Origin of the sequence: Pseudomonas putida (assembly GCF_030159595.1) — a bacterium.
Taxonomy (GTDB): Bacteria; Pseudomonadota; Gammaproteobacteria; order Pseudomonadales; family Pseudomonadaceae; genus Aquipseudomonas; species Aquipseudomonas putida_AC.
The window spans coordinates 67,268-88,987 of record NZ_BSKJ01000005.1; the positions used below are offsets into that span (position 1 = coordinate 67,268).

Genomic DNA, 21,720 nt, shown 5'->3' on the forward strand with positions numbered 1-21,720 from the left:
CAACATAGAGAGGTTGCATCATGCACCAATGGATCAACGCCCTCGCCGACCACCAGTCGCGCGGCGAAGCCTGCGTACTGGTGACCATCATCGAAGAACGCGGCTCGACCCCGCGCAACGCCGGCTCGAAGATGGTCGTCAGCGCCAGCGGCCTGTTCGACACCATCGGCGGCGGCCACCTGGAATACAAGGCCCTGCACATCGCCCGACAAATGCTCGAAGAGCAGCGCACCACCCCGCACCTGGAGCGCTTCAGCCTCGGCGCCAGCCTGGGCCAGTGCTGCGGCGGCGTGACCGTGCTGCTGTTCGAGCCGATGGCCGCCGTGCAGGCGCAGATCGCCGTGTTCGGCGCGGGCCATGTCGGCCGGGCTCTGGTACCCTTGCTCGCCGCGCTGCCCTGCCGGGTGCGCTGGATCGACTCGCGTGAACAGGAATTCCCCGAACTCATCCCCAACGGGGTGACCAAGGTCGTCAGTGAAGAACCGGTCGACGAAGTCGCAGACCTGCCGCCAGGCTGCTACTGCATCGTCATGACCCACAACCACCAGCTCGACCTGGAACTGACCGCCGCCATTCTCAAACGCAACGATTTCACCTGGTTCGGCCTGATCGGCTCGAAGACCAAACGGGTCAAGTTCGAGCATCGCCTGCGCGAGCGCGGTTACGACGATGCCGTGCTGGCGCGCATGCGCTGCCCGATGGGCCTGCCCGAGGTAAAGGGCAAGCTGCCTATCGAGATCGCGGTGTCCATCGCCGGTGAAATCATCGCCACCTACAACGCCTGCTTCGGCCTGCACGACGCTGGTGCCAATGCCGGCCCCATTGCCCAGTTGCTGCCGCCCTCCCGGCGCAGCCAAGCCATTTGACGAGTGTGTTATGACCGTTACCCGCAAAGCCTACCGTGCCGCCATCCTGCACAGCATCGCCGACCCGGCCGAGGTGGGCCTGGAGGCTTCCCATGAGTACTTCGAGGACGGCCTGCTGGTGGTCGACGATGGCCGCATCAGCGCCATTGGCCACGCCAGCGAACTGCTGCCGACGCTGGATGCCGACATCCTGGTGGAGCACTATCAAGACGCACTGATCACCCCAGGCTTCATCGATACCCATATCCACTTCCCGCAAACCGGCATGATCGGCTCCTACGGCGAGCAACTGCTGGACTGGCTGAACACCTACACCTTCCCTTGCGAAAAGCAGTTTGCCGACAAGGATCACGCCGACCGGGTGGCGAAGATCTTCCTCAAAGAGCTGCTGCGTAACGGCACCACCACTGCGCTGGTGTTCGGCAGCGTGCACCCGGAATCGGTCAATGCCCTGTTCGAAGAAGCCGAGCGCCTGGACCTGCGCCTGATCGCCGGCAAGGTGATGATGGACCGCAACGCCCCGGACTACCTGACCGACACCGCCGAGTCCGGCTATGCCGAAAGCAAGGCGCTGATCGAGCGCTGGCACGGCAAGGGCCGCCTGCACTACGCGGTCACCCCTCGCTTTGCTCCGACCAGTACGCCGGAACAATTGACCCTTGCCGGGCAACTGCTGAAAGAGCACCCAGGCGTGTACATGCACACACACCTGTCGGAAAACCTCAAGGAGATCGACTGGGTCAAGTCGCTGTTCCCCGAGCAGAAGGGTTACCTGGACGTGTACGACCACTTCGAGCTGCTGGGCGAGCGCTCGGTGTTCGCCCACGGCGTGCACCTGTGCGATGAGGAATGCCAGCGCCTGGCCGAAACCGGTTCGGCCGTGGCCTTCTGCCCCACCTCCAACCTGTTCCTCGGCAGCGGCCTGTTCAACCTGCCGCAGGCCGAGCGCTTCAAGGTCAACGTGGGCCTGGGTACCGACGTGGGTGCCGGCACCAGCTTCTCGCTGCTCAACACCCTGAACGAGGCGTACAAGGTGATGCAGTTGCAAGGCGCGCGCCTGCACCCGTACAAGTCACTGTACCTGGCCACCCTCGGCGGCGCCCGCGCGCTGCGCCTGGATGACCGCATCGGCAGCCTGCGCCCCGGCAACGATGCCGACTTCGTGGTGTTGGACTACAAGGCCACGCCGCTGCTGGACTACCGCATTCAGCAGTCCAACAGCATCGAAGAAACCTTGTTCGTGCTCACCACCCTGGGCGATGACCGCACGGTACGCGAAACCTACGCCGCCGGGCGTTGTGTGCACCAGCGCTAAGGCTCTTTCGCAAGACCCCGGTACAGCGCGCCGCCGATTGCGGCCCCGATCAACGGCGCCACCCAGAACAGCCACAGCTGTTGCAGGGCCCAGCCACCGACGAACAAGGCCGGCCCCGTGCTACGCGCGGGGTTGACCGAGGTATTGGTGATCGGGATGGAGATCAGGTGGATCAGGGTCAGGGCCAGGCCGATGGCGATTGGCGCAAAACCTGCCGGCGCACGGGCGTCGGTCGCCCCCATGATCACCACCAGGAACATGGCGGTCATCACCACTTCACTGATAAAGCCCGCCCCCAGCGTGTAGCCGCCAGGCGAATGGTCGGCGTAGCCGTTCGAAGCCAGCCCCGACGACAGTTCGAAACCGGCCTTGCCGCTGGCGATGAGATAGATCACACCTGCCGCCAGGATGGCGCCAATCACTTGCGCGATCACATAGGGCAACAGCTCTTTGGCAGGAAAACGCCCGCCCACCACCAGCCCGAACGACACTGCAGGATTAAGGTGACAGCCCGAGATATGGCCGATGGCGAAGGCCATGGTCAGCACAGTGAGGCCGAAGGCGAAAGCAACACCGAGAACGCCGATGCCGACAGGAGAACTGGCTGCGAGTACTGCACTGCCACAGCCACCAAGAACCAGCCAGAAGGTGCCGACCAGTTCGGCCCCCATCCGTTTACCGAGGGACATGCTCATGAATCCATTCCTCAAGAAGTTGAACGCAACGAATGCGCAAGCCCAACTGCTTGATGAAGGTTTGCTCACAAGAATTTAGCAGACCTTTGGTCAATGGCCAGAAATGACTGGGGCAGCAAAGCAGCCCCCTTCAATCACCCAGGCAAACGATCAACCCTTGGCAGAAGCCTTGGGCTTTTTCAGCAGGTGCGAGAACACCGCATGCAGATCGTCCGAGGCACTCTCCTCGTCCAGGTTCAGCTTGCTGTCGATGTGATCCATGTGGTGCATCATCAGGTTCACCGCAAGCGCCGCATCGCGCGCCTCGATGGCATCGATCAGTTGCATGTGCTCGTCATACGAGCAATGCGAGCGGTTGCCGCTTTCGTACTGGGCGATGATCAGCGAAGTCTGCGACACCAGGCTGCGCTGGAAGCTTACCAGCGGTGCATTGCCCGCTGCCTCGGCCAGCTTGAGGTGGAACTCGCCGGAAAGACGAATGCCAGCGCCCCGGTCGCCACGCGAGAAGCTGTCGCGCTCTTCACGCACCATCTGCCGCAGCTCGTTGAGCTGGTCGAGGGTGGCGTGCTGCACGGCCAGTTCGGTGATGGCACGCTCGACCATGCGCCGCGAGAAGAACACCTGGCGCGCTTCTTCCACCGTCGGGCTGGCCACCACCGCACCGCGGTTCGGCCGCAGCAGTACCACGCTTTCGTGGGCCAGGCGCGACAGGGCGCGACGGATGATGGTGCGGCTAACGCCAAAGATTTCGCCCAGCGCTTCCTCGCTCAACTTGGTGCCCGGCGCCAGGCGCTGCTCGAGGATCGCCTCGAAAATATGCGCGTAGACGATGTCGTCCTGGGTACCACTGCGGCCGGCCTTGCCGACACGTGCAGGTTTTTTCAGAGGTTGCAGCTGTTCGTTCATGGGCTCTCGAGGCACGAAGAGAAAGTATGGCGCCATTGTACACAGGCTGAGGCGATTCCGCAGGTGGCGTTTTACCTATATAGCCGTTGTACGACGCATTGCGCACACAAAACATAAAACATTATTTGCATTCTTTGTACACAAAAGCATAATCCACCGAGCAACTTCTTGACCCATGAGTCAACAAAAACGGTCAGACGTCTGCCTTCCCTCGCGGAGCCTCCAAGTGCATTGCTCAGGAAAATGGCTCCATAACAACAAGAAAGACTTGAGGAGTACTCGCTGTGGAAAGCCGCAAATCCGAAGCCCCTACGCTGGATCTCGCCCCACCGCTCGAAACGAGCTGGCTGGAGCGGATTTTCAAACTCAAGCAACACGGCAGCACTGTCAAAACCGAAATGATCGCCGGGGTGACCACCTTCATCACCATGGCCTACATCATCTTCGTCAACCCCAACATCATGGCCGACGCCGGCATCGACCATGGTGCCGCCTTTGTCGCCACCTGCATCGCCGCCGCGCTGGGCTGCCTGCTGATGGGCCTGTACGCCAACTGGCCGGTGGGCCTGGCGCCGGGCATGGGGCTTAACGCTTTCTTTACCTACACCGTGGTTGGCACCATGGGCTACAACTGGGAAACGGCGCTGGGGGCGGTGTTCGTCTCGGGCGTGCTGTTCATGTTCCTGACCTTGTCGAAAGTGCGCGAATGGCTGCTGAACAGCATCCCGGTCAGCCTGCGCCATGCCATGGGGGCCGGCGTCGGATTGTTTCTCGGGCTGATCGGCCTGAAGACCGCTGGCATCATCGTCGACAGCCCCGCCACCCTGATCAAGTTGGGCTCGCTGCATGAGCCGGGGCCGCTGCTGGCGGCCGTGTGCTTCCTGCTGATTGCCATCCTCAGTTACAAGCGGGTGTTTGGCGCGATCCTGATCAGCATCATTGGCGTCACCCTGGCGGGCTGGGGCCTGGGCCTGGTCAAGTTTGGCGGGGTGATGTCGATGCCGCCGAGCCTGGCGCCGACCTGGATGGCCATGGACGTGGCTGGCGTGTTCAACGTCAGCATGATCAGCGTGGTGCTGGCGTTCCTGTTCGTGCACATGTTCGACACGGCCGGCACGTTGATGGGCGTGGCGCAGCGGGCCAACCTGGTGGCGCCGGACGGGCGTATCGAGAACCTGTCGAAGGCGTTGAAGGCTGATAGCGCGTCGAGCGTGTTCGGTGCCGTGGTCGGCGTGCCGCCAGTGACCAGCTATGTGGAGAGTGCTGCGGGTGTCGCGGCGGGTGGCCGGACTGGCCTGACTGCAGTGGTGGTCGGCCTGCTGTTCATTGCCGCGATGTTCTTCGCTCCGCTGGCAGGGATGATTCCCGCCTACGCCACTGCTGGCGCATTGATTTATGTAGCAATGCTGATGATGGGCAGCATGGCGCATATCCACTGGGACGAAGCCACCGACAGCATTCCGGCCATCGTGACAGTGATCATGATGCCGCTGACCTTCTCGGTCGCCGATGGTATTGCACTGGGCTTCATCAGTTACGTCGCGTTGAAGGCGGGCACTGGCAAATACAAGGAAATCTCCGCCAGCTTGTGGGTGCTGTGCGCGATCTTCATTGCCAAGTTTGTGTTCCTCTGAATCCCCAACACCAACAAAGGGCGCCTCGGCGCCCTTTGTCATGTTCAGCACCGCTCACTCGCTACGTCGGCCTGACACATTTGCCAGGTGCGAGGTAAGCCGAGGTTTGATACACATTTCACAACCACATCTTTAACGCAACCGCTTGAGGCAGCTTAATGTACACACGCGCCTATACCCCATTTGGCCATTGTACGCGCAGTGAAAACTTACTGGCCTTCAACGGCGAGTTTCAAGAAGCGTTCACCGGCCTATACCCACTAGGCAACGGCCATCGCATGTACAGCCCGGTGCTAATGAGGTTCTTTAGCCCTGACAAGCTAAGCCCTTTCGACCAAGGTGGCTTGAACAGCTATGCCTACTGCGAAGCAGACCCGGTCAATCGGACAGACCCGAGCGGCAGAAGCTATCTGCTGTCCAGGACCGCTACCAAGCTGCTGGCAGGAGGGGGGATTGTATGGGGGGCAATGAAAGGCCGTGATTTCATCGGTGAAATTTTCACTACCAGCAAGCGAGCACTCACTCGCGGATCGATACAGCCTGAGGGCTTCCCCGAGCACCGACACTACCTCTGGAAAAACGCAAACAAGGCTGACAAACCTTTCAACAATGCGGTGAACCGGGTAAACGAAAATCTGGGATCACACGGTGATGGCGCGCTCTCAGCAGAACAAGCCGATTACTATACAAAAGGAACCTGGTCAGAGGACAGCAACACTACCCTGCATCTTCACAGCACCGTCGGCTGGGGGCTACAACTGGCGCAGACCGGAGATCCGGCCGCTGCGACCGGGGCCTTGTTCAATGGTACCGCTACACTGGTTTCAGGAGCGCTGGATCACATAACCTACAAATCGGGAACGATTTTCAAGGTTCCAGTCAGCGAAGTACGCCAATAAAAAAAGCCCGCCAGTGTGAGAGCGGGCCAAAGGACCTACGAAGATTCTTCTAGCGACCAACTAGCTTCCACGATAGGTCGAATAGCTGTACGGCGAGATCAGCAGCGGCACATGGTAGTGCTCCTGCTGCTCGTCGATGCCAAAGCGCAGCACAACAACATCCAGAAACGCCTGGGCCGGCAGTTGCACGCCACGGGCGCGGTAGTAATCACCCGCGCTGAACTGCAACTGGTAAACGCCAGAGCGGTAATCGTCACCCTGCAGCAGTGGCGCGTCGACGCGGCCATCGCTGTTGGTCAGGGCGGTGTTCACCAGCTCCAGCTGCTGGCCTTCGACACGGTACAGCTCGACCTTGATCGAGCTGCCCGGGCAGCCATGCGCGGCATCCAGTACATGTGTGGTCAAACGTCCCATTGCGTGTCGCCTCTTGTTCATTCTGTGGGCAAGAAATACTCAGCCATCGCACCCAAACAGGGCCTGCGGTAGGCGGGAATGACACCATTAAGACATTTCATCGAAAAATTGTACACAATTTTTTGTACCCATCCGTCGCACCCAGCGTTTCTTGCCCATAAACGACCCATCGGTCGCAAATACAGGCACTGTAAAGCCCCCAATATCATTAGCTGACCAGTCAGGCAGGTTTCTTGCACTGTATTTCCAGGTCGCGGCGAAGCGACAAAAGGGAAGAAATGCGGAAAAACAGGCTTACAAAAGATTTCAGAAGTTGTATACAATCAGCCCATCCGGTGGTGCGACATCCCGACGCGGCCCGCCCACCCCCCGCACAAACGCACAAGAAGGAAGACTGCAGTGAGCGCTGACTACCCTCGCGACCTGATCGGTTACGGCAACAACCCTCCTCACCCGCAATGGCCGGGCAATGCTCGCATCGCGCTGTCTTTCGTCCTCAATTACGAAGAAGGCGGCGAGCGCAACATCCTGCACGGTGACAAAGAGTCCGAAGCCTTCCTGTCCGAGATGGTCGCTGCCCAGCCGCTGCAGGGCCAGCGCAACATGAGCATGGAGTCGCTGTACGAATACGGCAGCCGTGCCGGCGTGTGGCGCCTGCTGAAGCTGTTCAAGGACAGCGGTGTGCCACTGACCGTTTTCGCCGTGGCCATGGCCGCCCAGCGCCACCCCGACGTGATCCGCGCCATGGCCGAAGCCGGCCACGAGATCTGCAGCCACGGCTACCGCTGGATCGACTACCAGAACATGGACGAGGCCCAGGAACGCGAGCACATGCTCGAAGCCATCCGCATCCTCACCGAACTGACCGGTGAACGCCCAGTAGGCTGGTACACCGGCCGCACCGGCCCGAACACCCGTCGCCTGGTGATGGAGGAAGGTGGCTTCCTGTATGACAGCGACACCTACGACGACGACCTGCCCTACTGGGAGCCGAACAACCCTACCGGCAAGCCGCACCTGGTGATCCCCTACACCCTGGACACCAACGACATGCGCTTCACCCAGGTACAGGGCTTCAACTGCGGCGAGCAGTTCTTCCAGTACCTGAAAGACGCCTTCGATGTGCTGTACGCCGAAGGTGCCGAAGCACCGAAAATGCTGTCCATCGGCTTGCACTGCCGCCAGGTCGGCCGCCCGGCGCGCCTGGCCGCCCTGAAGCGCTTCGTCGATTACGCCAAAAGCCATGACCAGGTCTGGTTCGCCCGTCGCGTGGACATCGCCCGCCACTGGCACGCCACCCACCCGTACAAGAAAGAGAACGCCTGATGACCGCCTTCAACACCCTCAAGCCCTCCGCCCTGGGCCGTGACGCCTTCGTCAGCGCCTTCGCCGACATCTACGAGCATTCGCCGTGGGTGGCCGAAAAGGCCTATGACCTGGGCCAACTGGGCGAGCTGGACGAAATCGAAGCCCTGCACCAGCGCATGAGCGACATCCTGCTCAGCGCCAACCACGCCGACCAACTGGCACTGATCAACGCGCACCCGGACCTGGCCGGCAAGGCCGCCATCCAGGGCGAGCTGACCGAATCGAGCACCAACGAACAGGCCGGCGCCGGTATCCACCAGTGCACCGCCGAAGAGTTCGCCCGCTTCACTGAGCTGAACGATGCCTACAAGGCCAAGTTCCAGTTCCCGTTCATCATGGCGGTGAAGGGCAGCAACCGGCACCAGATCCTCGCCGCCTTCGAAAAGCGCATCCACAACGATGCCGATGCCGAATTCAAGGAAGCCCTGGCGCAGATCAACCTGATCGCCCTGTTCCGCCTGCTGCAGCTGTAAGCAACAGCCGAACCTTTTCAGTACAACGAACATATAAGAGAGACCCGCATGCGCACCCTGATGATCGAGCCCCTGACCAAAGAAGCCTTCGCCCCCTTCGGAGACGTGATCGAAACCGACGGCAGCGACCACTTCATGATCAACAACGGCTCGACCATGCGTTTTCACAAGCTCGCCACGGTCGAAACCGCCGAGCCTGAAGACAAGGCGATCATCAGCATCTTCCGCGCCGACGCGCTGGACATGCCGCTGACCGTACGCATGCTGGAACGCCATCCGCTGGGCAGCCAGGCTTTCATCCCGCTGCTCGGTAACCCCTTTCTGATCGTGGTCGCGCCCGTTGGCGATGCACCTGTATCAGGCTTGGTCCGCGCCTTCCGCAGTAACGGCAGGCAGGGCATCAATTACCATCGCGGCGTTTGGCACCACCCGGTGCTTACGATCGAAAAGCGGGATGATTTCCTGGTGGTTGATCGCAGTGGTTCTGGCAACAACTGCGATGAGCATTACTTCACCGAGGAACAGATGCTGATCCTCAATCCCCACCAATAAGAAAAGGTCAGTCATCCGGTTTTCGAACCAACGCGGTGACTGGCAGAGGTACATACTGTGGAAGCACACCTTCACGAATGGCTGAACCTGAGCATTCGCTGGGTTCACATGATCACCGGTGTCGCCTGGATCGGTGCATCGTTCTACTTCGTCTGGCTGGAGAACCACCTGAACCGAAGCAACCCGCGCGATGGGTTGTCGGGTGATCTCTGGGCGATTCACGGCGGTGGTATCTACCACCTGGAGAAATACAAGCTCGCACCCCCGAAAATGCCCGAGAACCTGCACTGGTTCAAATGGGAAGCCTACTTCACCTGGATGTCCGGTATCGCCCTGCTGTGCGTGGTGTTCTACTGGAACCCGGCCCTGTACCTGCTGGCCCCTGGCAGCACCCTGAGCGGTGCCGAAGGCGTGGCCATCGGTATCGGCTCGCTGATCGCCGGCTGGTTCATCTACGACTTCCTGTGCGACTCGCCCCTGGGCAAGAAGCCAGCGTTGCTCGGTGGTGTGCTGTTCGTGCTGATCATCGCCGCCTGCTGGGGCTTCAGCCTGGTGTTCAGCGGCCGCGGTGCGTACCTGCACACCGGCGCGATCATCGGCACCATCATGGTCGGTAACGTGTTCCGCATCATCATGCCGGCCCAGCGCCAGCTGGTGGCGGCGATCGAGAACAACCAGACGCCCGACCCGGTACTGCCGGCCAAAGGCCTGCTGCGCTCGCGTCACAACAACTACTTCACCCTGCCGGTGCTGTTCATCATGATCAGCAACCATTTCCCGAGCACTTACGGTAGCCAGTACAACTGGCTGATCCTGGCTGGCATTGCAGTAGCCGCGGTACTGATCCGCCACTACTTCAACACCCGCCACGACAGCAACAAGTACGCCTGGACCCTGCCGGTCGGTGCACTGGCGATGATCTGCCTGGCCTACGTCACCGGTCCGAAACCGATGGCCGTAAGCCCTGAGCAAGCCGCAGCGAAGATCGAGTACCAGCCGCTGCCTGCGACTGCGGTCGGTGGCAAGACCGCTGCCGAGCAGCGCGCCGAGGACGCCGCCAAGGCTGCCGAAGCACCAGCCGCACCGACCGAAGCACCCGCCCAGGCAACTGCCCAGGCCGGCGGTGACGCTTTTGACAAGATCCACAATGTCATCCAGGAACGCTGCACCGTGTGCCACTCGTCCAAGCCGACCAGCCCACTGTTCAGCGCCGCCCCTGCCGGCGTGATGTTCGACACCCCGCAGCAGATCCAGGCCCAGGCCGCGCGCATCCAGGCGCAAGCGGTCGCCAGCCAGATCATGCCACTGGGCAACATCACCCAGATGACCACCGAAGAGCGCAAGCTCGTCGGCGACTGGATCGCCAAAGGCGCCCCGGTCAACTGATAGCACCACGCCAGACAACCCGCTCCCCGGGGGATCACCTTCCCCTGTGGGAACGGGCTTGCCCGCGAAGAGGCTGGTAAATCCAGCCTCACGTTCCATGCATTACGCAACAAGCAAGCATCGAGCGTCAGGTTTCACCGCGCGAACCACAAGCCTCTTCTTGAAGCTTGCCGCCTGAAACGTGCCGCTTGGATCCGAGAATAAAAACAAAACTCGAGGTGCTGCATGTCCGAGTCACGCAAGGCGTATATCCCCATTGCGCCGCCGCGCGAGCCCTTGCCCCTGTTCCAACTGATCCTGGTTGGCCTGCAACACGTTCTGCTGATGTACGGTGGCGCCATCGCCGTGCCACTGATCATCGGCCAGGCCGCCGGGTTGTCGCGTGAAGAAGTCGCTTTCCTGATCAACGCCGACCTGCTGGTCGCTGGCGTCGCCACCATCATCCAGTCGTTCGGTATCGGCCCGGTGGGTATCCGTATGCCGGTGATGATGGGTGCCAGTTTCGCTGCCGTGGGCAGCATGGTGGCCATGGCCGGCATGCCTGGCGTGGGCCTGCAGGGGATCTTCGGCGCGACCATCGCCGCCGGGTTCTTCGGCATGCTGATCGCGCCGTTCATGTCCAAGGTCGTACGCTTCTTCCCGCCGCTGGTCACCGGTACGGTGATCACCTCGATTGGTCTGTCACTGTTCCCGGTGGCAGTCAACTGGGCCGGTGGCGGCCATGAAGCGGAAACCTTCGGTTCGCCGATCTACCTGCTGGTAGCCGGCCTGGTGCTGGCGGTAATCCTGCTGATCAACCGTTTCATGCGCGGTTTCTGGGTCAACGTGTCGGTACTGGTGGGGATGGGCCTTGGCTACATCCTGGCTGGCTCCATCGGCATGGTCGACCTGTCTGGCCTGAAAGACGCACCGTGGTTGCAGGTGGTGACCCCACTGCACTTCGGCATGCCGACCTTCAGCTTGGCGCCGATCCTGTCCATGTGCCTGGTGGTGGTGATCATCTTCGTCGAGTCCACGGGCATGTTCCTGGCCCTGGGCAAGGTGACTGATCGCGAAGTTACCCCAGGGATGCTGCGGCGCGGCCTGTTGTGCGATGCCGGTGCATCATTCATCGCTGGCTTCTTCAACACCTTCACCCACTCCTCGTTCGCCCAGAACATCGGCCTGGTGCAGATGACCGGGGTGCGCTGCCGCTATGTCACCATCGTGGCCGGCGCCCTGCTGATCCTGCTCAGCCTGCTGCCCAAGGCGGCCTTCCTGATTGCCTCGATCCCGCCTGCGGTACTGGGCGGCGCGTCCATTGCCATGTTCGGCATGGTCACCGCCACCGGGATCAAGATTCTTCAGGAAGCGGACATCGGCGACCGCCGCAACCAATTGTTGGTGGCGGTAAGCGTCGGCTTCGGGTTGATCCCCGTGGTGCGTCCGGAGTTCTTCGCCCAGATGCCACAGTGGATGGAACCCATCACCCACAGTGGTATCGCCATGGCCACGGTCAGTGCCCTGGTGTTGAACGTACTGTTCAACATCCTCGGTGGTGCCGAACGCGCGGTGCACAACGACGCTTGTCACCAGCATTGAGCCAAGCGGGGCGGCGCGTTGCCGCCCCGCATTCACATACGCCGTAACCGCTACACCGTCGGCCCGCCGGAATGGGCCGCCCGGGGCGCCTGCGCGCCAAAAAAACCGCCAACAAAAACAATAAGTCCGGGAATCACAACATGAAGCGCATCACCTCGTCCCTGTTGTTGGGCAGCAGCCTGCTGGCCACCCTCCCCTCGCATGCAGGCGAATGGCTGCAATGGCATGGCGAAAGCCTGACCTACCTGTACGGCAAGGACTTCAAGGTCAACCCTGATATCCAACAGACCATCACGTTCGAGCACGCCAACAAATGGAAGTACGGCGACACCTTCATGTTCGTCGACAAGATCTTCTACAACGGCAAGGCCGACCCCAGCAAAGGCGTGACCACCTACTACGGCGAGTTCAGCCCGCGCCTGTCGTTCGGCAAGATCCTTGACCAGAAGCTGGCCTTCGGCCCGATCAAGGACGTGCTGCTGGCCATGACCTACGAGCGCGGCGAAGGCGACAACGAGGCCTACCTGATCGGCCCCGGCTTCGACCTGAACGTCCCCGGCTTCAACTATTTCACCCTGAATTTCTATGTGCGCAACACCGAGGGCAGCCGCCCGGGTGACAACGTGTGGCAGATCACCCCCGGCTGGTCCTACACCCTCCCCGTGGGCAAGTCTGACATTCTGATCGACGGCTACATGGACTGGGTCCCCGACAACGACCAGACCCGCCGTGGTACCTACCACGCCAACCTGCACTTCAACCCGCAGGTGAAGTACGACCTGGGCAAGGCGTTGAACCTGGGCGCCAAGCAGCTTTATGTGGGCTTTGAATACAGCTACTGGAAGGACAAATACGGTATCGACAGCCGCGGCAACCTGGAAAGCAACCAGAGCGTTGCCAGTGCCCTGATCAAAGTGCACTTCTAAGAAACTGACCAAACGCACAAGTTTGTACCACCCCGCTCCAGGACGGAGCACTTGAGGCGCGGCGCGCAAGCCAGTAATCTGCGCGCCCCCTCGATCAGGGCAGAACGGATTCTGCCTGCGTTTACTGACCGCTCAGTCAATGAATACGGGCGGTTGGCCAACGTGTTGCCAGCCTGAAAGACCCTTTTCATCCGTTCAGAACGAAGTCGAGCAGGAAGGTTTTGCCAACCCGGAAAAGTTGGCCCAACCCTTGCCAAACAGCTGTGGCCTATCGAAAAAAACTGACTCAAAAGACAAAAAAGCGCCAATAACGAGCGCTGACAACAGATCAATCAAGGGAGCGACACTTTCAATGCGTACCATCAACAGCCTGATCCTCGCCGGCGGCCTGCTGGCCTGTGGCACCACCTTCGGCGGCGACCTGCTGCAATGGCAGAACAACAGCCTGACCTACCTGTGGGGCAAGAACTTCAAGGTCAACCCTGAGACCCAGCAGACCTTCACCTTCGAGCACGCCGACGCGTGGAAGTACGGCGACAACTTCTTCTTCATCGACAAGATCTTCTACCAGGGCAAGAAGGACGCCAGCAACGGCCCCAACACCTACTACGGCGAGTTCAGCCCACGCCTGTCGCTCGGCAAGATCTTCGACCAGAAGCTGGAATTCGGCCCGGTCAAGGACGTGCTGCTGGCCATGACCTATGAATTTGGCGAGGGTGACACCGAGTCGTACCTGATCGGCCCAGGCTTCGACCTGGCCATCCCGGGCTTCGACTACTTCCAACTGAACTTCTACAACCGCACCACCGACGGCAGCCGCGCCGGCGACAACGTGTGGCAGATCACCCCGGTGTGGTCGTACACCATTCCGGTCGGCGATTCCGACGTGCTGATCGACGGCTTCATGGACTGGGTGGTGGACAACGACGAGAACCGTCGCGGCACCTACCAGGCCAACCTGCACTTCAACCCGCAGATCAAGTATGACCTGGGCAAGGCACTGCACCTGGGTGAGAAGCAGTTGTATGTGGGTGTGGAATATGACTACTGGAAGAACAAGTACGGCATCAAGGACAGCGATGCCTTCACGACTGACCAGAACACCATGAGCCTTCTGGTGAAAGTGCACTTCTGATGCGCTGAAACGTGACAGCGCCAAGATTTTTCAAGGCGCTGTTACGCTGTTATTTGTAAGACAGTTCCTACAACTAAGTAAGATCAATCTTACTTGCGTTTAAACTTGCCTTGAAAGTCAATACGACGGCACCGGGCAGCATTACGCCGAATAGCAGAAGCCCCATCTCAACCTGCCAATGTTCAAGCACGCGAAAGATGTCCAGTACCAGCATGATACTGCTGATCGTCAGCGCCAGGCCGAACATTGCACAGCACCTGTACAACGCCTCAACGCCCGCCCCTCGTAGCAGCAGCCACAGGCCTAGCGCCCCCCAGGCCATGACCGCACCCAAGTAAAGTGCCAAGTGGTACACATCGTAAGTCAACATCTTTCCGAACATGATTTCCCCTCCCACGCTGTAGGAAAAAACAAAGTACTGACTATAGGTGTGACATTCCACTCAGACACTGCGAATTTTTGACAAAATTTTTGCACTTTCCCCTCTAAGCTGCTTGGATTCACGCACCCAAAAAAAGAAAACAGGCCTACTTAATGCGCACGCCCCTCGCCTCACCATGGCGGTATCTTCTGTTAGTTTGCTCACTCTGGTTCGGCATCTTCCTGCTGACCCGCCTGGTATTGCTGGTCACCCATCTGGATGAAGTACATGGCGACTACGTCTCATTGTTCTTCAGTGGTGCCCTGTACGACCTGAGCTTCCTCACCTACGCCGCCCTGCCGCTGGGGCTGTACCTGGCGCTGTGCCCGGCAGCCTTGTGGCGCACACGCATGCATCGCCGGCTGATGGGCGGGGTACTGGTCATCAGCCTGTTCGTGATGCTGTTCGTCGCGGTGGCCGAGTGGCTGTTCTGGGACGAGTTCGGTGTGCGCTTCAACTTCATCGCGGTCGACTACCTGGTGTACTCCAAGGAAGTACTGGACAACATCCGCGAGTCGTACCCCTTGCCAACCCTGCTGGGCAGTATTGCCGTCGTCGCCGTGCTGCTTGCCCTGGTCTTGCGCAAGCCCCTGGCGCAAGCGCTTGCAGCGCCTGGTCTGACCTTGCGCCAGCGCCTTGGCGGCATTGCCGTGCTGGCGTTACTAGGCGGCCTGAGTGTGTTGTTGGTCGACCAACAGTTCCCACGCGGCCAAGGCGGCAACGCCTACCAGCGCGAACTGGCCAGCAACGGCCCCTACCAGTTCTTTGCCGCGTTCCGCAACAACGAACTCGACTATACCCAGTTCTACGCCACCCTCGACGCCAATGAAGCCGGTGCGCAGATGCATCAGGAACTGGCCGAGCCCAATGCCCGGTTCCAGGCCAGCGAGCCCGAGGATATCCGCCGCCACATCACCGCCAGCGGCGAACCACGCAAACCGAACATCATCCTCGTCACCATCGAAAGCTTCAGCGCCAAGTACATGGGCAGCAACGGCGACCCACGCAACCTCACGCCCAACCTGGACGCCCTACGCCGCGAAAGCCTGTACTTCAACAACTTCTACGCCACCGGCACCCGCACCGACCGGGGCCTGGAAGCCATCACTCTGTCGATTCCGCCAACACCAGGCCGCTCCATCGTCAAACGCATTGGCCGTGAAAGCGGCTACGGCAGCCTGGGCCAGCAACTGGCCGCCGTCGGCTATGACCCCGTGTTCGTCTACGGCGGGCGCGGCTACTTCGACAACATGAATGCCTTCTTCAGCGGCAACGGCTACCGCATCGTCGACCAAAGCAGCGTGGATGAAAGCGAAATCGGCTTCAAGAATGCCTGGGGCATGGCCGATGAAGACTTGTACCGGCAGGCCCTGAAACTGGCCGATGCCGACCATGCCAAGCAGCAGCCGTTCTTGCTGCAACTGATGACCACCTCCAACCACCGCCCTTACACCTACCCGGACGGCCGTATCGACATCCCCTCGGGTGAAGGCCGTGAAGGCGCGGTGAAGTACACCGACCATGCCATCGCGCAGTTCCTGCGCGAAGCCAAGGGCAAGCCGTGGTTCGACAATACCCTGTTCGTGTTCGTGGCCGACCACACCGCCGGAAGCGCCGGCGTCGAAGACCTGCCGGTGAACAATTATCAGATCCCGCTGTGGATCTACGCCCCCAAACTGATCGCCCCGCGCGAGGACGCGCAACTGGCCAGCCAGATCGACCTTGCACCGACCTTGCTTGGCCTGCTGAATCTCAGCTACACCTCGACCTTCTTCGGCCGTGACCTGCTACGCGAAGAGAGCTTGCCGCCACGCGTACTGATCGGTAACTACCAGCACCTGGGCCTGTTCGACGGTAAGGACCTGGCGATCCTCAGCCCGCGCGGCGGCATGCGCGTGCACCAGGATGCACTGGGCAACAGCCGGGAAATGACTGCCAGTACCGACAACCCGCTGGTACGCAGGGCCATCGCCTACTACCAAAGTGCAGCCAACGATTTCAGCAAAGGCCTACTCGCCTGGAAGCCCGCAGCCGGCGATGAGGAAAAAGGCGTGGCCGTCAGCCCCTGACGGCGCGCCAAATCCTGGAGACCACGCTGACCACCGCGAGCACCACGGCACCGGCCACCACCCCGGCCACACCGTTGAGCAGCGCCCCGGTCAGCGCACCACCGCGCCCCTCGCTGAACGCCTCGATGGCGTGATGCAGGGGCGCAATGCCATGCACCAGAATCCCGCCGCCCACCAGAAACATCGCCGCCGTGCCAATCACCGACAGGCTCTTCATCATGTACGGCGCTGCCTGCAGGATGCCGTTACCCAACACCTGAGCCAGACGCGAAGCCTTCTGGGTCATCCACAACCCCAGGTCATCCAGCTTGACGATACCGGCCACCAACCCGTAAACGCCGATGGTCATGACAATGGCAATGCCCGACAGCACGATAATCTGTTGGGACAGCGGCGCGTCAGCCACGGTGCCCAAGGTGATGGCGATAATTTCCGCCGAAAGGATGAAGTCGGTGCGCACCGCCCCCTTGATCTTGGTTTTCTCGAACGCCACCAGGTCGACATTGGCATCGGCCACCGCCTCTTTACGCGCCTCGTGTTCGGCGTCATCTTCAGCCTTGCTGTGCAAGAACTTGTGCGCCAGCTTTTCAAAGCCTTCGAAGCACAGGTAGGCACCGCCCACCATCAGCAGCGGCGTCACTGCCCAAGGAACGAACGCGCTGATCAACAGCGCCGCCGGTACCAGGATGGCCTTGTTCACCATCGAGCCCTTGGCAACCGCCCACACCACCGGGATTTCGCGCTCGGCACGCACGCCGGTGACCTGCTGGGCGTTCAACGCCAGGTCGTCGCCCAGCACGCCCGCGGTTTTTTTCGCCGCCACCTTGGTCATTACCGAGACGTCATCAAGCACCGTGGCGATGTCGTCGATCAGCACCAGTAGACTGCTTCCTGCCATGTTTGCCTGTATCCAGATGAGTGTGTGCCACGGATTCTAGCCCAAAGCCGCTGCCTTGAGCGCCCGTCGAGCGCGGTGCTACCATGCCCGATCCCTCATAGAGGTGGCCAGACACGAGGAAGATCCCTGACCATGAGCACCATTCGCGAGCGCAACAAGGAACTGATCCTGCGCGCGGCCAGCGAGGAATTCGCCGACAAGGGCTTCGCCGCCACCAAGACCAGCGATATCGCGGCCAAGGCCGGCCTGCCCAAGCCGAACGTGTATTACTACTTCAAGTCCAAGGACAACCTCTACCGCGAGGTCCTGGAAAGCATCATCGCGCCGATCATGCAGGCATCCACGCCATTCAATGCCGACGGCGACCCCAAGGAAGTGCTGAGTTCATACATTCGTTCGAAGATCCGCATTTCGCGCGACCTGCCGCACGCCTCCAAGGTGTTCGCCAGCGAAATCATGCATGGCGCCCCGCACCTGTCGCCGAACCAGGTAGAGCAGTTGAACGAGCAGGCCCGGCACAACATCGAGTGCATCCAGCGCTGGATCGACTGCGGGCAGATCGCCCACGTGGATGCGCATCACCTGATGTTCAGCATCTGGGCGGCGACACAGACGTATGCGGATTTCGACTGGCAGATTTCTGCGGTGACCGGTAAGGCAAAGCTGGCCGATAGCGATTATGACGCGGCGGCCGAGACCATTATCCGCATGGTGTTGAAAGGTTGTGAGCCTGAGGCAGCCTGAACCTCGACGTTGGCTTCGTCGCGGGCAAGCCCGCTCCCACAGGATCACCACATGCCTGAAGATTGTGGAGAACCTGTGGGAGCGGGCTTGCCCGCGAATAGGCCCATACAGGCAATAGAGATTTAGGCAGCTACTCCAGCATCCGCCCGCAACCCGACCTCCTCGATCGCACTGATCGCGCACTGCTCGTCAATATCCGACGTATCCCCGCTGATCCCGACAGCACCCAGCACCTTGCCGTCCTGATCACGAATCAGCACCCCACCCGGCGCCGGCACCACCGGCCGTTCACCCATCCCGTTCAACGCGGCAAAAAACGCCGGCCGCTGCTGCGCATCCAGTGCCAGCAGTCGCGAGCCCTTACCCAGGGCAATTGCACCCCAGGCTTTGCCCGTGGCCACCTCAGGCCGGATCAGGCTGGCGCCATCCTCCCGTTGCAACGCCAGCAGGTGCCCGCCGGCATCCAGCACCGCCACGGTCAGCGGCGCGGCATTGATGTTGCGGCCCGCCGCCAGCGCGGCATTCACCAGGCTGACAGCGACTTTCAGGTTCAAGACGTTCATGGAAAGGTCCTCTTCTTGTTGTGAGAAGCCCTGAGGGCAGTTGAAAACCGATAGAACAAATAGAACACAACGAGATGTATTTTTGTATACAATATTTTGAAACGATCGTATGCGATGGCGCAAATCGCCGTTTTCACGGGCGCTCTGGCGAAAGCCAGCTTAGCCGATGAAAACCCATTGACCTGAGCCGTCAGGCGTGAATACACTCTGTCGCAACGCAAGTTGTATACAATTACAAAATCGATGAGGCACAAACCATGAGCAAAATGAGAGCAATCGATGCAGCCGTTCTGGTCATGCGCCGTGAAGGTGTAGATACCGCGTTCGGCATCCCGGGGGCTGCCATCAACCCGTTGTACTCGGCCCTGAAGAAAGTCGGTGGCATCGATCACGTCCTCGCTCGTCACGTCGAAGGTGCCTCGCACATGGCCGAGGGTTACACCCGTGCCAATCCAGGCAACATCGGTGTGTGCATCGGCACTTCCGGCCCGGCCGGCACCGACATGGTCACCGGCCTGTACAGCGCCTCGGCCGACTCCATCCCGATCCTCTGCATCACCGGCCAGGCACCGCGTGCCCGCCTGCACAAGGAAGACTTCCAGGCCGTCGACATCACCAGCATCGTCAAGCCGGTGACCAAGTGGGCGACCACTGTTCTGGAGCCGGGCCAAGTGCCTTACGCCTTCCAGAAGGCCTTCTACGAAATGCGCACCGGCCGCCCAGGCCCGGTGCTGATCGACCTGCCGTTCGACGTGCAGATGGCCGAAATCGAATTCGACATCGACGCCTACGAGCCGCTGGCCGTCAACAAGCCTTCCGCCACCCGCGTACAGGCTGAAAAAGCCCTGGCCCTGCTCAATGACGCCGAGCGCCCACTGCTGGTAGCCGGTGGCGGCATCATCAACGCCGACGCCAGCGACAAGCTGGTCGAGTTTGCCGAACTGACCGGCGTGCCAGTGATCCCGACCCTGATGGGCTGGGGCACCATCCCGGACGACCACGAGCTGATGGTCGGCATGGTCGGCCTGCAGACCTCGCACCGCTACGGCAACGCCACCCTGCTGAAATCCGACCTGGTATTTGGTATCGGTAACCGCTGGGCCAACCGCCACACCGGCTCGGTCGACGTCTACACCGAAGGCCGCAAGTTCGTGCATGTGGACATCGAACCGACCCAGATCGGCCGTGTGTTCACCCCGGACCTGGGTATCGTTTCCGACGCCGGCAAGGCGCTGGACGTGTTCCTGGAAGTGGCCCGCGAGTGGAAAGCCGCCGGCAAGCTGCAGTGCCGCAAGGCCTGGCTGGAAGACTGCCAGCAGCGCAAAGCCAGCCTGCAGCGCAAGACCCACTTCGACAACGTGCCGGTCAAGCCGCAGCGCGTGTACGAAGAGATGAACCAGGTATTCGGCAAGGACACCACCTACGTCAGCACCATCGGTCTGTCGCAGATCGCTGGCGCGCAGTTCCTGCATGTGTACAAGCCACGCCACTGGATCAACTGCGGCCAGGCCGGCCCGCTGGGCTGGACCATCCCTGCTGCGCTGGGCGTAGTCAAAGCCGATCCTAAGCGCAAGGTTGTCGCGCTGTCGGGTGACTACGACTTCCAGTTCATGATTGAAGAACTGGCCGTGGGCGCGCAGTTCAACCTGCCGTACGTCCATGTGCTGGTAAACAACGCCTACCTGGGCCTGATCCGTCAGGCGCAGCGTGGCTTCGACATGGATTACTGTGTACAACTGGCGTTCGAGAACATCAACTCGACCGAAGCCGCCACCTACGGTGTCGACCACGTTGCCGTGGTCGAAGGCCTGGGCTGCAAGGCCATCCGTGTGTTCGAGCCGGCCGAGATCGCCCCTGCCCTGCTCAAGGCACAGAAAATGGCCGAAGAGCTCCGCGTGCCGGTCGTGGTCGAAATCATTCTTGAGCGTGTGACCAACATTTCCATGGGCACCGAGATCAACGCGGTCAACGAGTTCGAAGACCTGGCCCTGGTCGGTAACGACGCGCCAACCGCCATCTCGATGCTGGACTGATCGCCTGACGCCCCCAGGCTTACCCTGGGGGCCTTCAACGCAAGGAGACAACCCATGCCTCGCTTCGCTGCCAACTTGTCCATGCTGTTCACCGAACAGGACTTCCTGGCCCGCTTCAAGGCTGCCGCCGATGCTGGTTTCAGCGGCGTCGAATACCTGTTCCCGTACGACTTCAGCGCAGCCGAAATCAAGCAGCAACTGGAAGCCAACGGCCTGACCCAGGTGCTGTTCAACCTGCCCGCTGGCGACTGGGCCAAAGGTGAGCGTGGCATCACTTGCCACCCTGACCGCATCGAAGAATTCCGCGCCGGTGTCGACAAGGCCATCGAGTACGCCAAGCTGCTGGGCAACACCCAGGTCAACGCCCTGGCCGGCATTCGTCCGCAAGGCCCGGATTGCGCCACCGTGCGCAAGACCTTCGTCGAAAACCTGCGCTACGCCGCCGACAAGCTCAAGGCCGCCGGTATCCGCCTGGTCATGGAAATGATCAACACCCGCGACATCCCGGGCTTCTACCTGAACACCACCCAGCAGGCCCTGGAAATCCAGGCCGAGGTGGGCAGCGACAACCTGTTCCTGCAGTACGACATCTACCACATGCAGATCATGGAAGGAGACCTGGCTCGCACCCTGGAAACCAACCTGCAGCTGATCAACCACATCCAGCTGGCCGACAACCCCGGCCGGAACGAGCCTGGTACTGGCGAGATCAACTACCGCTTCCTGTTCGAGCACCTGGACCGCATTGGCTACCCGGGCTGGATCGGCGCGGAGTACAAGCCCAAGACCACCACCGAAGCAGGCCTGGGCTGGCTGAAGACGCACAACGCAATCTGAACAAG

21 protein-coding genes are annotated in these 21,720 nt (G+C 60.8%); 15 read left to right on the forward strand and 6 right to left on the reverse strand.

Going from position 1 to position 21,720, the window contains the following annotated elements:
• Window positions 1-20: 20 nt before the first annotated feature.
• Together xdhC and guaD are read left to right on the forward strand one after the other, a co-directional pair.
• Window positions 21-866, forward strand: coding sequence for a xanthine dehydrogenase accessory protein XdhC (xdhC, locus tag QQL85_RS12615; protein WP_284353934.1), 846 nt, complete (start codon window positions 21-23; stop codon window positions 864-866).
• 10 nt (window positions 867-876) lie between these two features.
• Entirely contained in the window at window positions 877-2,181 is a 1,305-nt protein-coding gene (gene guaD, locus QQL85_RS12620; protein ID WP_284353935.1) for a guanine deaminase, read from the forward strand.
• Here the strand turns inward: guaD and aqpZ are convergent.
• Both aqpZ and QQL85_RS12630 read right to left on the reverse strand, forming a co-directional pair.
• Window positions 2,178-2,876 carry an aquaporin Z gene (aqpZ, locus tag QQL85_RS12625; RefSeq protein ID WP_284353936.1) on the reverse strand — a complete coding sequence of 233 codons (699 nt, stop codon included), beginning with the start codon at window positions 2,874-2,876 and terminating at the stop codon, window positions 2,178-2,180. The genes guaD and aqpZ overlap by 4 nt on opposite strands.
• 150 nt (window positions 2,877-3,026) lie before the next feature.
• The gene (locus tag QQL85_RS12630; RefSeq protein WP_284353937.1) at window positions 3,027-3,782 is read right to left on the reverse strand and encodes a GntR family transcriptional regulator; all 756 of its coding nucleotides are present in this window, start codon (window positions 3,780-3,782) and stop codon (window positions 3,027-3,029) included.
• A 284-nt stretch (window positions 3,783-4,066) separates the two neighbouring features.
• Here QQL85_RS12630 and QQL85_RS12635 point away from each other — a divergent pair, with 284 nt between their 5' ends.
• Both QQL85_RS12635 and QQL85_RS12640 read left to right on the forward strand, forming a co-directional pair.
• Complete coding sequence (locus tag QQL85_RS12635; protein ID WP_003254327.1) at window positions 4,067-5,416, forward strand: NCS2 family permease; 1,350 nt, start codon at window positions 4,067-4,069, stop codon at window positions 5,414-5,416.
• A gap of 158 nt (window positions 5,417-5,574) precedes the next feature.
• Window positions 5,575-6,315, forward strand: coding sequence for an RHS repeat-associated core domain-containing protein (locus QQL85_RS12640; protein ID WP_284353938.1), 741 nt, complete (start codon window positions 5,575-5,577; stop codon window positions 6,313-6,315).
• 60 nt (window positions 6,316-6,375) lie between these two features.
• Here QQL85_RS12640 and uraH read toward each other — a convergent pair whose 3' ends face one another.
• Window positions 6,376-6,729: a hydroxyisourate hydrolase gene (gene uraH, locus QQL85_RS12645; protein WP_016711727.1), complete on the reverse strand. Its 354-nt coding sequence runs from the start codon at window positions 6,727-6,729 to the stop codon at window positions 6,376-6,378.
• Window positions 6,730-7,128: 399 nt separating this feature from the next.
• Between uraH and puuE the strand changes: the two genes are divergently transcribed.
• The 7 genes from puuE to QQL85_RS12680 all read left to right on the forward strand — a co-directional run bounded on the left by puuE (window position 7,129) and on the right by QQL85_RS12680 (window position 14,150).
• Complete coding sequence (puuE, locus tag QQL85_RS12650; protein ID WP_284353939.1) at window positions 7,129-8,055, forward strand: allantoinase PuuE; 927 nt, start codon at window positions 7,129-7,131, stop codon at window positions 8,053-8,055.
• A complete protein-coding gene (gene uraD, locus QQL85_RS12655) occupies window positions 8,055-8,570 on the forward strand; it encodes a 2-oxo-4-hydroxy-4-carboxy-5-ureidoimidazoline decarboxylase (RefSeq protein ID WP_019099539.1) in 516 nt (171 codons plus the stop codon). Before puuE ends, uraD begins: the two co-directional genes overlap by 1 nt.
• 48 nt (window positions 8,571-8,618) lie before the next feature.
• Window positions 8,619-9,122 carry an ureidoglycolate lyase gene (locus tag QQL85_RS12660; RefSeq protein ID WP_027592958.1) on the forward strand — a complete coding sequence of 168 codons (504 nt, stop codon included), beginning with the start codon at window positions 8,619-8,621 and terminating at the stop codon, window positions 9,120-9,122.
• 57 nt (window positions 9,123-9,179) lie between these two features.
• On the forward strand, window positions 9,180-10,508 hold the full coding sequence (locus tag QQL85_RS12665) for a urate hydroxylase PuuD (protein WP_284353940.1): 1,329 nt from the start codon (window positions 9,180-9,182) through the stop codon (window positions 10,506-10,508).
• Between the two features lie 225 nt (window positions 10,509-10,733).
• Window positions 10,734-12,089 (forward strand): nucleobase:cation symporter-2 family protein, encoded by a 1,356-nt coding sequence (locus tag QQL85_RS12670; protein WP_284353941.1) that lies wholly within the window; start codon window positions 10,734-10,736, stop codon window positions 12,087-12,089.
• Between the two features lie 140 nt (window positions 12,090-12,229).
• Complete coding sequence (locus QQL85_RS12675) at window positions 12,230-13,015, forward strand: outer membrane protein OmpK (RefSeq protein ID WP_284353942.1); 786 nt, start codon at window positions 12,230-12,232, stop codon at window positions 13,013-13,015.
• A 352-nt stretch (window positions 13,016-13,367) separates the two neighbouring features.
• On the forward strand, window positions 13,368-14,150 hold the full coding sequence (locus QQL85_RS12680) for an outer membrane protein OmpK (protein ID WP_284353943.1): 783 nt from the start codon (window positions 13,368-13,370) through the stop codon (window positions 14,148-14,150).
• A 73-nt stretch (window positions 14,151-14,223) separates the two neighbouring features.
• On the opposite strand, the gene QQL85_RS12685 is transcribed toward QQL85_RS12680, so the two are convergent.
• Window positions 14,224-14,532: a hypothetical protein gene (locus tag QQL85_RS12685; RefSeq protein ID WP_284353944.1), complete on the reverse strand. Its 309-nt coding sequence runs from the start codon at window positions 14,530-14,532 to the stop codon at window positions 14,224-14,226.
• A gap of 152 nt (window positions 14,533-14,684) precedes the next feature.
• On the opposite strand from QQL85_RS12685, the gene QQL85_RS12690 reads away from it, so the two are divergent.
• Window positions 14,685-16,640: an LTA synthase family protein gene (locus QQL85_RS12690; protein WP_284353945.1), complete on the forward strand. Its 1,956-nt coding sequence runs from the start codon at window positions 14,685-14,687 to the stop codon at window positions 16,638-16,640.
• On the opposite strand, the gene QQL85_RS12695 is transcribed toward QQL85_RS12690, so the two are convergent.
• Complete coding sequence (locus QQL85_RS12695; RefSeq protein ID WP_284353946.1) at window positions 16,630-17,538, reverse strand: DUF808 domain-containing protein; 909 nt, start codon at window positions 17,536-17,538, stop codon at window positions 16,630-16,632. The genes QQL85_RS12690 and QQL85_RS12695 overlap by 11 nt on opposite strands.
• 132 nt (window positions 17,539-17,670) lie before the next feature.
• Here QQL85_RS12695 and QQL85_RS12700 point away from each other — a divergent pair, with 132 nt between their 5' ends.
• On the forward strand, window positions 17,671-18,282 hold the full coding sequence (locus QQL85_RS12700) for a TetR/AcrR family transcriptional regulator (RefSeq protein WP_284353947.1): 612 nt from the start codon (window positions 17,671-17,673) through the stop codon (window positions 18,280-18,282).
• Between the two features lie 122 nt (window positions 18,283-18,404).
• Here QQL85_RS12700 and QQL85_RS12705 read toward each other — a convergent pair whose 3' ends face one another.
• Window positions 18,405-18,845 carry a GlcG/HbpS family heme-binding protein gene (locus tag QQL85_RS12705; protein WP_284353948.1) on the reverse strand — a complete coding sequence of 147 codons (441 nt, stop codon included), beginning with the start codon at window positions 18,843-18,845 and terminating at the stop codon, window positions 18,405-18,407.
• Between the two features lie 257 nt (window positions 18,846-19,102).
• Between QQL85_RS12705 and gcl the strand changes: the two genes are divergently transcribed.
• Window positions 19,103-20,878: a glyoxylate carboligase gene (gcl, locus tag QQL85_RS12710; protein ID WP_284353949.1), complete on the forward strand. Its 1,776-nt coding sequence runs from the start codon at window positions 19,103-19,105 to the stop codon at window positions 20,876-20,878.
• A 54-nt stretch (window positions 20,879-20,932) separates the two neighbouring features.
• Window positions 20,933-21,715: a hydroxypyruvate isomerase gene (hyi, locus tag QQL85_RS12715; protein WP_284353950.1), complete on the forward strand. Its 783-nt coding sequence runs from the start codon at window positions 20,933-20,935 to the stop codon at window positions 21,713-21,715.
• Window positions 21,716-21,720: the final 5 nt, after the last annotated feature.